The 12,039-nt window shown below is 55.4% G+C and carries 14 protein-coding genes and 1 pseudogene; 9 read left to right on the forward strand and 6 right to left on the reverse strand.

Annotation, left to right across the window (positions count from 1 at the left end):
- Nucleotides 1-164: 164 nt before the first annotated feature.
- Nucleotides 165-1,577: an FAD/NAD(P)-binding protein gene (locus KW849_RS05530; protein WP_218428430.1), complete on the forward strand. Its 1,413-nt coding sequence runs from the start codon at nt 165-167 to the stop codon at nt 1,575-1,577.
- Nucleotides 1,578-1,593: 16 nt separating this feature from the next.
- Nucleotides 1,594-2,553, forward strand: a complete 960-nt coding sequence (locus tag KW849_RS05535; protein WP_218428432.1) for an alpha/beta fold hydrolase — start codon at nt 1,594-1,596, stop codon at nt 2,551-2,553.
- Between the two features lie 78 nt (nt 2,554-2,631).
- Here the strand turns inward: KW849_RS05535 and KW849_RS05540 are convergent, their stop codons facing one another.
- Entirely contained in the window at nt 2,632-3,102 is a 471-nt protein-coding gene (locus KW849_RS05540) for a metallophosphoesterase family protein (protein WP_218428434.1), read from the reverse strand.
- A gap of 308 nt (nt 3,103-3,410) precedes the next feature.
- Here KW849_RS05540 and KW849_RS05545 point away from each other — a divergent pair, with 308 nt between their 5' ends.
- The 6 genes from KW849_RS05545 (at nt 3,411) to KW849_RS05565 (ending at nt 7,431) form a co-directional block, all read left to right on the forward strand.
- A complete protein-coding gene (locus tag KW849_RS05545; protein WP_218428436.1) occupies nt 3,411-3,866 on the forward strand; it encodes a DUF4157 domain-containing protein in 456 nt (151 codons plus the stop codon).
- 251 nt (nt 3,867-4,117) lie between these two features.
- The gene (locus tag KW849_RS05550; RefSeq protein ID WP_218428438.1) at nt 4,118-4,603 is read left to right on the forward strand and encodes an adenosine-specific kinase; all 486 of its coding nucleotides are present in this window, start codon (nt 4,118-4,120) and stop codon (nt 4,601-4,603) included.
- Between the two features lie 210 nt (nt 4,604-4,813).
- Complete coding sequence (locus KW849_RS31255) at nt 4,814-5,212, forward strand: hypothetical protein (protein WP_256357082.1); 399 nt, start codon at nt 4,814-4,816, stop codon at nt 5,210-5,212.
- A complete protein-coding gene (locus KW849_RS05555) occupies nt 5,139-5,456 on the forward strand; it encodes a helix-turn-helix domain-containing protein (protein WP_371319110.1) in 318 nt (105 codons plus the stop codon). The genes KW849_RS31255 and KW849_RS05555 overlap by 74 nt, the downstream gene beginning before the upstream one ends.
- A gap of 277 nt (nt 5,457-5,733) precedes the next feature.
- On the forward strand, nt 5,734-6,543 hold the full coding sequence (locus KW849_RS05560; protein ID WP_218428440.1) for a glycosyltransferase: 810 nt from the start codon (nt 5,734-5,736) through the stop codon (nt 6,541-6,543).
- 84 nt (nt 6,544-6,627) lie between these two features.
- Entirely contained in the window at nt 6,628-7,431 is an 804-nt protein-coding gene (locus tag KW849_RS05565; RefSeq protein WP_218428442.1) for a 2OG-Fe(II) oxygenase, read from the forward strand.
- A gap of 87 nt (nt 7,432-7,518) precedes the next feature.
- Here KW849_RS05565 and KW849_RS05570 read toward each other — a convergent pair whose 3' ends face one another.
- The 4 genes and pseudogenes from KW849_RS05570 to KW849_RS31260 form a co-directional block, all read right to left on the reverse strand.
- Nucleotides 7,519-8,445 carry a LysR family transcriptional regulator gene (locus KW849_RS05570; RefSeq protein WP_218428444.1) on the reverse strand — a complete coding sequence of 309 codons (927 nt, stop codon included), beginning with the start codon at nt 8,443-8,445 and terminating at the stop codon, nt 7,519-7,521.
- Nucleotides 8,442-9,416 carry a quinone oxidoreductase gene (locus KW849_RS05575; RefSeq protein WP_218428736.1) on the reverse strand — a complete coding sequence of 325 codons (975 nt, stop codon included), beginning with the start codon at nt 9,414-9,416 and terminating at the stop codon, nt 8,442-8,444. Before KW849_RS05575 ends, KW849_RS05570 begins: the two co-directional genes overlap by 4 nt.
- A gap of 195 nt (nt 9,417-9,611) precedes the next feature.
- Nucleotides 9,612-10,004: a GFA family protein gene (locus tag KW849_RS05580; protein ID WP_218428446.1), complete on the reverse strand. Its 393-nt coding sequence runs from the start codon at nt 10,002-10,004 to the stop codon at nt 9,612-9,614.
- 34 nt (nt 10,005-10,038) lie between these two features.
- Nucleotides 10,039-10,155, reverse strand: a pseudogene (locus tag KW849_RS31260) (transporter); the annotation flags it as partial.
- A gap of 278 nt (nt 10,156-10,433) precedes the next feature.
- Between KW849_RS31260 and KW849_RS05585 the strand changes: the two are divergent.
- The gene (locus KW849_RS05585; protein ID WP_218428449.1) at nt 10,434-11,174 is read left to right on the forward strand and encodes an NAD(P)-dependent oxidoreductase; all 741 of its coding nucleotides are present in this window, start codon (nt 10,434-10,436) and stop codon (nt 11,172-11,174) included.
- A 344-nt stretch (nt 11,175-11,518) separates the two neighbouring features.
- On the opposite strand, the gene KW849_RS05590 is transcribed toward KW849_RS05585, so the two are convergent.
- Complete coding sequence (locus KW849_RS05590; RefSeq protein ID WP_218428451.1) at nt 11,519-11,959, reverse strand: CBS domain-containing protein; 441 nt, start codon at nt 11,957-11,959, stop codon at nt 11,519-11,521.
- Between the last annotated feature and the right edge of the window lie 80 nt (nt 11,960-12,039).

Here is a 12,039-nt window from a genome sequence, read left to right on the forward strand (position 1 = left end):
TGCGCCAGAGCGTCAGGTATTGCATCGACTGCAGAGTCGCGACTCAGACTGCAACCATTAATTCCATCGGTTATTTGTGTGAGGAGCATTCGTTCTATTGGGCTCGGTACAGGTGGCTAATCTTCTGAGGTTGAGCGGGGGAACCTTCAGGAAGGCGAAAGCATATGGACGCAAATCTGATCGAAACCGACTACCTGATCATCGGTGCTGGCGCGACGGCCATGGCTTTCGTCGATACGCTACTCAAGGAAACGAATGCACGCATCGTAATGGTCGATCGACACGACCGACCTGGCGGGCACTGGAATGATGCCTACCCGTTCGTCCGATTGCACCAGCCCTCGGCCTTCTATGGCGTCAACTCACGGGAGCTGGGCAGCGGAACGAAAGACCAGGCGGAACTCAACGAGGGCCTATATGAGCTGGCCTCCGGCGCCGAGGTGATGAGCTACTACGACCAGGTGATGAATCAGCAGTTTCTGCCGTCAGGTCAAGTCCGTTACTTCCCCATGTGCAACTACACCGGCGACCGCATTGACGAGCACCGGTTTACCTCGCTGCTCAGCGGCGTAAACCATCAGGTCCGGGTGCACAAAAAGGTGGTAGACGCCACCCATGCCCAGACGGCAGTTCCCTCGACTCACCCGCCCAGGTACAGGGTGGAGCCCTGTGTGCAATGCGTGCCACTGAACGACCTGCCGAAGATCCGGCACCCCCCCTCTGGCTACGTAGTGGTGGGATCGGGCAAGACCGGGATCGACGCTTGCCTGTGGTGTCTGCAAAACGGTGTTTCGCCCGCAAAAATCTGCTGGATCATGCCGAACGATCCTTGGTTGATCGACCGGGCCAACCTGCAACCCGGCCCCGACAGCTTCGAACGAACAATCGGCGGCCTCATGGCACAATTCGAGGCCATCGCAGCCGCAGACTCGATCCCGAACCTGTTCGCAAGGCTTGAGGCCGCGGGCCAACTCTTGCGCCTGGACAAGTCCGTCGAACCCACGGCTTACCGCTGCGCCACCGTCACACAGGCGGAATTACGCGAGCTTCGACGCATCGGCAACATTGTGCGCCTGGGCAGGGTGCGAGCTATCGAGCCAACACGCATCGTGCTCGACCAGGGCAGCATCGCCACGAACCCAGGTACTCTGCACATTGATTGCAGCGCCAGTGCCATCCCGTCACTGCCTGAAATGAAGGTGTTCGACGGCGGCAAGATTAACCTGTTGATGGTAAGCAGTTGCCAACCCGTGTTCAGCGCGGCCTTGATCGCTTATGTGGAAAGCCACCTGACCGATCAAGCGCAAATGAACGCGCTTTGCACGATGGTCCCCCCGCCTCACGTCCCCACGGACTGGATCAGAATGTGGGCGGTCTACTTGGGTAACCAACTACGCTGGGCAGAGCATGAAGGCCTGTCGCGCTGGATCAGGCAGTCGCGCTTATTCTTTCTGACTGCGGTGCTCAGGGGCCTGCAAGAAACCGACACCGAGAAAATGGCACAACTGTATCGGCTCTCTGTCAGCAGGCAGAAAGCTCAGGCAAATCTGCCGCGGTTGCTGGAGTCCATCGCTTGAATGGCAGGAAGCGCACATGAACGAGCCACACCTCGAAATGCTTGATATCAATGGCATCCGCATGCAGGTAGCAACGCAAGGTTGCGGCCCGTTGGTCTTGCTATGCCACGGTTTCCCGGAGCTGTGGTACTCGTGGCGCAACCAGCTTGCGGCGTTGGCGGCCGCTGGCTATAGAGCGGTCGCGCCTGACATGCGTGGCTATGGCGGCACCGATGCGCCGGCCGAACCCGACGCCTACACCACGCTCCACCTGGTAGGCGACATGGTGGAGCTGGTCAACGCACTCGGCGAACAACAAGCCGTGATCGTCGGTCATGACTGGGGTGCGCTGGTGGCATGGAGCGCAGCAATGATGCGACCCGATCTGTTCCGCGCAGTGGTCGGCATGAGCGTTCCGTTCTCGCCACCGGGTCGCGTGGAGCTCCTGAGCGCGCTTGCCTCGCGGGGTATCAGCGACTTTTATATCCAGTACTTCCAGACGCCGGGTGTGGCCGAGGCCGAGCTGGAAAGCGATGTCGAGTCGTCGATCCGGCGCATCTACTTCAGTGGCTCGGGTGACGGGCCCGATGGGCCGGTGTTCGGCCGGCTGCAGCCGGGCCAGGGCTTCCTGGGAGGGATGATCGAGCCCGAAACCCTGCCAGCCTGGCTAAGCCTCGAGGATATTGTCTACTACACCGGCGAATTCACCCGCAGCGGATTTCGTGGCGGCTTGAACTGGTACCGCAACATGACGCGCTCATGGGCACTGCTGGCACCCTGGCGCGGTTGCATTATCCGGCAGCCGTCGATGTTCATTGCCGGGAGCCGCGACGCCGTGCTGAAGTTTCCGGGCTCCCCGCAGCAGATCGAAGCCTTCGCGCAGACACTGCCGGGCCTGCGCGGGTGCCATATCCTCGAAGGTGCCGGCCACTGGATACAGCGAGAGCGCGCGACAGAGGTCAATGAACGGCTACTGGGCTTCCTGAAACAACTCTGATGACGTATCACCAGCATTTAATACATATTCTCATTTGTATTTTCTGAATACTGCTGTTTCAAATCGTCAAGGGTTCAATCAATCCGGGGGCTGCTCCAACAGGTCAAGCAACCGAGGCTCAATCGAAGTCGCCGTTACCTCGAGCAAGGCCAGCGTGACAGGCAGCTTGAAGCGTCGTCGCCCCGCGCTGCCTGGATTGATAAACAATCGCTCCCCACGCCATTCCATGCGTGGCTTGTGGGAGTGGCCGGTGACCACCAGCTTTATGCCTGGGTCCAGATCGACCGGAACATCGGCAATGTCATGCACCACCAGCGTCTGCCAACCGTTGAGATCCAACCGCAGAAAATCAGGGAGATATGCTGCCCATGCCTGGTTTTGATCATTGTTCCCGCGCACGACGTGCAGCGCAGCAATAGACGCCAGTCGCTCAATAATTTCCGGGCTACCGATGTCGCCGGCATGAATGATCTGCTCGCACCCCGCCAGGGCGGCAAGCGCTTCGGGACGGAGCAAGCCGTGGGTATCGGAAATCACGCCAACTTTCATGCACGCTCCAGAACGATAGGGGCAATGGCCTGAATAATATGTGGACCCCAGGGAATCGAACGGCACCCAAAGCGGTCCAACACGTGCGCAAGCTGCCCGAATGATCGCCTGCCGACCGCCATTGCCTCAGGGAGAACCAATTGTCACCTGCCTTTATGCGTCAACTTGTCCGCTTGGCGATACCGCTTTTCTGCGTTGGTACTTCGTTTTCTGCTTTCGCCTGCCCGCAAGGACAGTACCAGGTCTGCGCGGTCGCTTGTTTTTGTGCTCCAGGCTCCAAAGGGGACGTTGGGGAGATCTTCGATAACATGAACCAGATGGCGGCCGCCGGTTTACAGAGCTGGATCGTGCAATCGCGCAACACCCTGGCAACGGGTGATATCCGGCCTGTCCCGTTGAATATCCGGGCCCAACTCGAACCCTACTATGACATTCAAGTGCTCGATTCGGCTCGCTACAAGGTTGGCGACGATGCGCAGCTGAACGCCGCAAACGCCATGCTGCAGAATCCCGATGTCAATGCAGTCACCCTTGTCGACATCATCGTCTTTCGCAGTCCCGACGATGCACTGAACAATGTCGCGCTGTGGGCGCACGAACTGAAGCACGTGCAGCAGTACCAGCAATGGGGCGTCAGCGAGTTCGCCACTCGCTATGCCCGTGATTACTCAGCCGTCGAAACGCCTGCCTACGAGATCCAGAGCCAGGTAGCCAGAGCGCTGAGGGCCAGCGTGGCCCAGCCAGGGTCTCCTCGAGTTCCTTGAGATCAATGGGTAAAAACCATGCACCAGGTTTGCCGGTGATGTCGAAACAGGTGCCGTTGCAGGGTATGGGGACGGCGTTGAAGCTTGCGGCTGCCGAATGTGGCGCAAACCAGGGATTGGGAAATCGGTGCAGGACCGACAGTTGAATCCACAGCCATGAACAGCCAGTGGACGGAGCAATAACCAATGAGTAGCTATGCTTGGTTTGTTGGCAGACTCTGTTAGCAACATCGTGAAAGGAGGCGTTTGAGATGCAACTCATCACCTTGAAAATCGATAAACCGGATGTGACGAATTTCATTTTGGGTCAGACGCACTTCATCAAATCCGTCGAGGACATCCACGAAGCGCTGGTCAATGCCGTGCCGGGTATCCAGTTTGGCGTGGCCTTTTGTGAAGCCTCCGGCAAGTGCCTGGTGCGATGGTCTGGCACCGATACCTTAATGATTGAACTTGCACAGAAGAATGCCAAAGCCATCGCCGCAGGCCATAGCTTCATCATTTTCCTGGGCGACGGCTTCTATCCGCTAAACGTGTTGAACACCATCAAAATGGTTCCAGAGGTATGCCGTATTTTTTGTGCAACCGCCAATCCAGTCGAAGTGATTCTCGCTGAGACGCAACAAGGGCGAGCAATCCTGGGCGTAGTGGATGGCTTCTGTGCCCATGACATTGAAGGCGATGAAGACATCCAGTGGCGCAAGAACCTGTTGCGGCAGATTGGCTACAAGCTGTGAATCGCAGAGCGGGCATTTCGTGAGAAAGGGACTGGTTTGATTTCGTCTGGCTGAACATCTGCGACGTGTCGTTTGCAGCGGGTCCCTAGAACTTTTCCTTATTTATCGGTCTATGTGGGTAGGCACATCCGCTCGGTAAGCGCGAGCTCGCAGGCTTCCCGCAGCCAGATGGCCATACCCCCAAATGTCAACCAGAGGTTTTCTTCGCTCATGAAATTCCATGACCCACGGATGGTGCTCTTCGGCCTGTTCGCGCTCGCGGCAATGGGCTCGGCATCAGCAACACAGATGAAGGCCTCAACCTCTGTTTTCGCAACTGAAGTCGCAGCTGTCCAGGTTCCGGTCCAGGCTGCCGGCAACCCTTGGCCAACCCTGGCCAGTATGGCCGGCAAGCAGCCTGGGCCGCTGCTTGCCCATGATGACCGATACTGGCACGACGGCCGTTGGCATGATCGTAGAGACGATTGGCGCCGAGACGAATGGCGCAGAGAACAGTGGCGTAGAGAACAAGCCCGTCGAGAAGCCCTGCGCCATCGTGATTGGGAATACCACCAGGATCGGGCCATGCGGCACCGCTACGAGGACGATCGCCGCTACTATCGTCGCTAGTGCCTGCACGGATGAAGGCACCACCTTCCGAGCCTTGCTGGCCAAAGCCCGCAGCCGCAGCGCCATCGAGATGCTCAATGCCGAACGCTTGAGCCTCACCGAGATTACCGAGCGACCGGGTTTCAGTGACCTGTCGAGCTTTTCCCAGGCATTCAAGCGCTGGCGTGGGGTAGCTCCAAGTCATTTCTCGCTGCGAAAAAGTAGCGGTGGCGTGTGCCGGATGACGAACTGGAGTGATCAATGAGCTCAGTTCACACCTTCCCAAGACGCTCGCCTGAGCAGCCTCCGGATTCAACGAATCAAGTCACGGATATTTACCTGTAGAGCAGATCCTTATACGATGAAGTCCGTTCTACTGCGCGCCATCAGATCTGAGTAAGCTATGGTTGTTATGCATAACAAAGCGATCTAACAAAATGTGCTCTATAGCCACGAAAATTTTGCGTAGAAAACCAAGCAGAATCTGCATGCAGATTCAACTACTTCTACAACTAAATACAATACCATTGAGCACCTGAACAATGAACAACCCTGATTCTCCGCCCGAAAGCTCTAACGCTTTCAGCATCGTCATAGTGAATTACAAAACACCGGAAATCACCAAGATATGCCTGGACTTATTGCACCAGCATGTGGGCACCAAAGGCGTCCAAATATGGGTAGTTGACAACTACTCCGCCGATGAAAGCACTGAGTATTTACGAACGCTTGACTGGATCAATTTAATCGAGCGGTCTGTAACCGAACCAGAACCGGGCCACATCGCGCATGGCAAGGCACTTGACCTGGTGCTGGAGCGGATTGAAACTGATTATTTATTCTTGATGCACACTGATACGTTTGTTTTCGATAAAAATGTTTTCCCGATGATGATGAATAAATGCTTAAAAAACCCGAACGTCGTGGCCGTCGGTTGTGTTGAGCAATTAAACCGCGGTGCCACCAGAGCTTTTTGGCGTTTTAGCTCGCGACTATTCAAGCATCATTTCCGGCGTCTGAAAATTTCGATGGGATTACGCTCCAGAGAGCCAAAACCGTACAAAGAAGTCTACTTGAAAAGTTTCTGCACATTGTGGAACTGCAAACTTATCAAACAGCACGACTTGCGTTTTTCGATGGATGATCGTGTACCAGGCTATACTCTCCAAGACCGCATGACCGAGCTTGGTTATGTCGTTGAAATGTTATCGCCGCGTAAAATTTTCAGTTATCTGGATCACATTCAGGCCGGCACTGTCGCAGCGGCTGGTGGCTATGACAAGACTCATAGACGAACCAAAATGTACAATAACATCCTTAAACGTCTGAACCAGGACGACAAAAAAAGTTAAGCTACGAATAGACGCAACGAGCAGTGTGCTCAACGTCTGTTTGACGTCACCTACAAGTCTTTATATTCAGTTAATGGAGCGGTAATGGCCCCCATCACTCAAGCACTACCTATCACCCTGTCCCCGGAGCTTGATTTCGATCAAAACGCCGCCAGCGCCTTTGGTGAGTCATTGACCAGTCGCTACACTCAGGCTACGCCATTTCCGCACATCGTCATCGACAACTTCTTGCACGAGGACCTGATTGCGAGCATCTGTTCGCACTTCCCGACCGAGCCAACCAACAACGAAATGCTCTACGAGCGAGGCTATAAAGGTCAACGAAAACGTCAAATCAGTCCCAACGAATGCGCGCCCTATTTGAAGACTGTTTTCAACATCTTTAACTCGGCCCCCATGTTGCAATTTCTTGAAAAGCTCACAGGCATCGAAGGTTTGATACCCGACCCCTACTTTGTCGGTGGCGGCCTGCATGAAACCAAAAGCGGTGGTTTCCTGGGGGTGCACTCGGACTTCAGGCTCAACAAAAAGCTTAATGTCGAGCGCCGACTGAATATCATAATTTATCTGACTGAAGACTGGCGAGAGGAATACGGCGGCAACCTGGAACTTTGGGATGTCGACATGAAGACCTGCCTTAAAAAAATCCTGCCGATTTACAATCGTTGTGTCATTTTTAATACGGACAAAGACAGTAATCATGGGCACCCAGAGCCTTTAACGACTCCAGAGCACATCACCCGCAGGTCTATAGCACTTTATTACTATACCGCAGGAACCATGGTGATCGATCCCGCACAAAGAAACAAAACCCACTACAAACCAAGGCCAAAAGATCGTTTTAGCCTGAAGTACTACATGAATAAACTCATCAAGAAGAAAAACTGAACTGTATCGCCAGACGATCGAGTTCGTGCTTTTTTGAGCGTTAGCTTGCCAATCAGGATATGCCCCCATGCTCAGTTACAGCATCGATCAAATGGCCCATGGGGGCGCAGGGATAAACTTTGACTCGATCCATTGTTTGAACGCGACAACCACGGCACTGGGAAATCTGGCCGATGGCCTGACCAGATAAACCCCGCCTGCGGCATCCAGTTGCCAGTCAGGCAGGACATGCAACAGCCGCCCGGCAGCAATATCACGACTCATCAACCAGTCACCGGCGCCCAGTATTCCCGCACCCGCGCGGGCCGCTGCCAGTAATGACTCACTGTCATTGGCCGTCAGGTTTCCTTTCGGAGAAACCGTCTGAAGTTCGCTGCCGCGATGGAGTCTCCACTGGGGAAAAGACGCAAGACCGCTGAAGCGAAGGCAATTGTGCTTGATCAACGCCTGTGGCGTTTCGGGCATGCCGAACTTTCTGATGTAGGCAGGCGAGGCGCACAGAATCCGGCGATGGTCACTCAGTTTTCTGGCTATCAACCGATTGTCTTCCAATTCTCCGATCCGGATTGCAGCGTCAAAACCTTCATCAATGATGTCGACCAGACGCTCGCTATAGTCTGCAAGGATCGAGACATGCGGATAAGCCTTGAGAAACTCCGGCAGCATCGGGCCAAGCCAAAGCCGTCCCATGGCTGCGGGCAATGCAAGTCGCAACGTACCCCGAATTTCGCTGGCACCTTCGGCCGCTTGCTGCTGCGCTTCATTCATCAACTCGATGGCTGAGCGAAGACGCAGCTCCAGCTTGGCACCGACTTCAGTAATTCGCACCTGCCGGGTCGAACGCTCCACAAGCCGAACGCCAAGGCGTTTTTCCATTGCCGCGAGCCGCTTTGAGACGATGGTTGGGTGTCGCTGCAATAGCCGGCCGGCGCCGACAAATGAGCCTTGCGAGGCCACGGCCAGGAACGCAGCGATTTCGTCACTGTGCTGATTGTTCAGAACATCAGGATTCATGGTTTTAGAATGATCGCCCCCGATGTACGCCCCGACTCCAGGTTGGCATGCGCCAATGTTGCGTCAGCCAGTGAATAGCTTGCCCGGACCGAAGGTTTGATAATACCCGCACCTATGGCGGCCAACACATCCTGCGCTCGTTCCTGGTATTGCGTGACACTCGCCGTATGGGCTGCCAACGAAGGACGTGTCAGGAACAACGAGCCTTTGGCGTTGAGTGTCGACAGTTCCACGGCTGACGGCGCACCTGATGAAGCGCCGAACGATACCATCACACCACGTGGTCGCAAGCTATCCAGGGAGGCCTGGAAAGAAACACGCCCTATCGGGTCATAGACGACGTCGGCCTTTTTCCCGTTGGTGATACGAGCGACATTCGATGCCAGGCTATCAGCGTCGAACACCAGGACTTCATCACATCCCGACGCTTGAGCTTTTTCGACACTGGCCTGCTTTGATACCACGCCGATCACGGTGGCCCCCAAGTGTTTTGCCCACGGCACCATAATTTCCCCCAGCCCTCCAGCCACACCGTAGAGCAGAATGGTTGTGCCATGCCCTACGGGATAGGTGGTTTTCAAAAGGTACTGCGCAGTGATGCCCTTGAACATGACAGCCGCAGCATCATCGAACGACAGTGCATCCGCAATCCTCACCAGCCGCTCTGCCGGATAAAGCCGGGCCGAAGCATACGAGCCAATAGGGCCGGTCGCATAGGCGACGCGATCCCCAACTTGCACATTGCTGACACCGGCACCCACAACGGCGACACGCCCGGCGCCCTCCAGCCCAAGTCCGGATGGCAACGCAACGGGCACCGCGCCTTTACGTTGGCTGACGTCGAGAAAGTTCACACCAATAGCTTCTTGCTCGAGCCAGACCTCGCCGGGCCCTGGCGATTGTTCGCTCAATGTTTCCAGGTTCAGTACTTCAGGATTGCCGGGCTGGTTAAACCGGATCGCAGATACCATGGTCATTTCCCCTTCAGTCAGAAGCTGCCTTCATATAAGTGCCTCTAGTGTGAGAACTGACCCTGTAATGAACAAGACGGGTTGAATGCAGATCATTAGTGCACAGATTGCAGCAATAACACTTCTGATACCAAGCGTTATTGCGTGGATCGATGCAGGTCCTGGCAATTATGGAGACGCCAAAGGCTATCGCCGCTAGTCCTCAAAACGCCCCGTGGCATCCCGATCGCGTTCGTAGTGGCGTGTGAGCGCAAACGGCGGCAACCAGGCCTCGCGACGCACGATCCAGCTCTCGTAGGTTGGGGTCAGTTGGTCTGGGGCATCGAGGGACCCGAGGTTCACTTCGATTTCGTCTGCGCTGCGCGAGAATACGGACGAACCGCAGTGCGGACAGAAATGCCGCCCGGCGAAGGCGCGTGTTTCGCCTTCGATCGTCACCGCATCCTGATGAAATATCGCGGACGCATGAAACAGCGCCCCGTGATGCTTGCGGCAGTCGAGACAGTGACAAACGCCAACCCGGAATGGACACCCCGCTGCGACAAGGCGTACGTTGCCGCACAAACAACCGCCGGTGAATTGGTCCATGCAGTGTCTCCTCCAGGCTGTCCGAAACGGCGTATCAGCGTGGAAACAGGAATGTCACGGCAGCGCGAAAGCCCCAGCCTTGCGGGCCGTCCTCCGGGCTGTCGAGCCAGTAGCGCGGGCCGGCCTGCACCGTCAGCGGTTGGCCACCGATTCATCGGCCTAAAAAGGCTGACTTTGGACCATCCCCCAAAGCTGTAAAAACAGCGTTGACGTGTTCCAGGTCGCGACTGATGCGACGCCGAGGCGTTGACTGCGCAATCGCTCAGTCAACGCCTCGGCGTCGATGATCGAATGCGATGAGGCCATGAGCGTTATTACACACTCTGGGCCAGAAGCGGACATGTTGACGCTTGTTACTCTCATTGGAGGTTGTCAACCGACCACGACGCTGGGAAGCTACAGTGACGTTTACCATAAGGACATGCTGAAATGAACGCGCGAAAAATTTTAATCACAGGTGCTGCGGGCCGAATCGGCAGCGCTTTTTGGAAAGCGCATAACGATAAATCAGATTTGCGTTTAGCCGACATAGATGTATCAACACTTCCGCAATCGGCACAACGTTTCGCTCTCGACATCAGCGTTCAAGCCAGTTGCCTTGAAGCTTGCGAAGGCATACATACAGTGATTCATCTAGCGGCTGACCCTCGCCCAGACGCCGATTTCATGACCTCCCTGCTCCCTGTGAATATTGTGGGCACCTACAACATGCTATTCGCCGCAAAGGCTCAAGGCTGCGAGCGCTTTATATTTGCGAGCAGCGCTCAGGCTATCGAAGGTTATCCAGAGGATGTCCAGATACATGAATGTATGGCACCTAAGCCAGGCAATCTATACGGGGTCAGCAAAGCGTTCGGGGAAGCTCTGGCTTCGATGTATGCAAACGATGGTCAAATGACAACAATCGCAGTCCGTATTGCAAACGTAGCTATATTTCACCAAGGGGAAAATCACAGTCACAGGGATGTAGCTGCTTTTATTAGTATCAGGGATGTTGTCGCACTCCTTAGAAATTGCGTCGAGGCCGAGCTGAGCGGATTTCATGTTATCCACGGGGTCTCAGATAACAGATATAAGCGACTTTCTATCGAGAAGACCAGAAAAGTTGTGGGGTACACCCCCCTTGATGATGGATTTGAGATTCTGGAAGGACACGCTCAACCTGACTGACCACCAGTAACTTCCTCTTCAACTGACTACGTCAAAAACGGTCGTTCCTTCTCAAGCTATCGAGGCCACCGTTTCCTGAACTTGCTCACGGCCGCGTTGTGCGGTTTGCTCGGACACCCGGGACGCCTCGTTGGCGCTGACGGCATTGCGTGCGACCTCGTCGCAACGCATATAACGCCAGGCCTGTCAGTACCAACGGCGCAATGGCAAAGCCGATAACGATACGTTGTGCCGTGTTTAACTTGGCCATGTCACATGCTCCCCGATTAATACCCGCCCGCCGGGCAGCACATTTGAAAACCTCATGCACTCACAAGCCTTCGATCCACCCTGCCACGGTCGCTTTAATGGCCACGAATGTAGTGCTCCAGCTGCCGGATCAGCTCGGTCTGCTCGACGATGGCTTCCTTGACCAGATCACCAATCGACAACAGGCCAATCAATTGGTCGCCCTCCACCACCGGTAGATGGCGCAGATGACTGTCGGTCATGACCGCCATGCAACGCTCGATGCTCTGCTGACTGTCTGCTGTCACGACGGGCGCGCTCATGATGGCCCGGACCGGCGTACCGACCGAAGAGCGCCCCTGTAGAACGACCTTGCGCGCATAGTCGCGTTCGCTGATCACGCCGACCACCTGCCCTTCCTCTATGACGGGTAGAGCACCGACATTTTTTTCCGCCATCATCTTCAACGCTTCAAGCACCATCTGGTCTGGCGCGATGCTATGCACCCGCCGGTTCTGCACGGCCTTGAGCTTCAGCAGTTGTGCGGCTGTTTTCATACGAGCCTCCGATACTGTTTGTCATTGATCATCGACTCCGCCGGCGCCTGGCATACATCATTAATTGAATGAGCGCTCAG

The sequence above is a fragment of the Pseudomonas sp. PDM26 genome, assembly GCF_019219185.1.
GTDB lineage: Bacteria > Pseudomonadota > Gammaproteobacteria > Pseudomonadales > Pseudomonadaceae > Aquipseudomonas.

What these genes read in the sequence shown, in the direction of transcription:
- KW849_RS05530 (WP_218428430.1), top strand. Translation starts at nt 165, where the DNA reads ATGGACGCAAATCTGATCGAAACCGACTACCTGATCATCGGTGCTGGC.
- KW849_RS05535 (WP_218428432.1), top strand. Translation starts at nt 1,594, where the DNA reads ATGAACGAGCCACACCTCGAAATGCTTGATATCAATGGCATCCGCATG.
- KW849_RS05540 (WP_218428434.1), bottom strand. Translation starts at nt 3,102, where the DNA reads ATGAAAGTTGGCGTGATTTCCGATACCCACGGCTTGCTCCGTCCCGAA.
- KW849_RS05545 (WP_218428436.1), top strand. Translation starts at nt 3,411, where the DNA reads ATGAACCAGATGGCGGCCGCCGGTTTACAGAGCTGGATCGTGCAATCG.
- KW849_RS05550 (WP_218428438.1), top strand. Translation starts at nt 4,118, where the DNA reads ATGCAACTCATCACCTTGAAAATCGATAAACCGGATGTGACGAATTTC.
- KW849_RS31255 (WP_256357082.1), top strand. Translation starts at nt 4,814, where the DNA reads ATGAAATTCCATGACCCACGGATGGTGCTCTTCGGCCTGTTCGCGCTC.
- KW849_RS05560 (WP_218428440.1), top strand. Translation starts at nt 5,734, where the DNA reads ATGAACAACCCTGATTCTCCGCCCGAAAGCTCTAACGCTTTCAGCATC.
- KW849_RS05565 (WP_218428442.1), top strand. Translation starts at nt 6,628, where the DNA reads ATGGCCCCCATCACTCAAGCACTACCTATCACCCTGTCCCCGGAGCTT.
- KW849_RS05570 (WP_218428444.1), bottom strand. Translation starts at nt 8,445, where the DNA reads ATGAATCCTGATGTTCTGAACAATCAGCACAGTGACGAAATCGCTGCG.
- KW849_RS05575 (WP_218428736.1), bottom strand. Translation starts at nt 9,416, where the DNA reads ATGGTATCTGCGATCCGGTTTAACCAGCCCGGCAATCCTGAAGTACTG.
- KW849_RS05580 (WP_218428446.1), bottom strand. Translation starts at nt 10,004, where the DNA reads ATGGACCAATTCACCGGCGGTTGTTTGTGCGGCAACGTACGCCTTGTC.
- KW849_RS05585 (WP_218428449.1), top strand. Translation starts at nt 10,434, where the DNA reads ATGAACGCGCGAAAAATTTTAATCACAGGTGCTGCGGGCCGAATCGGC.
- KW849_RS05590 (WP_218428451.1), bottom strand. Translation starts at nt 11,959, where the DNA reads ATGAAAACAGCCGCACAACTGCTGAAGCTCAAGGCCGTGCAGAACCGG.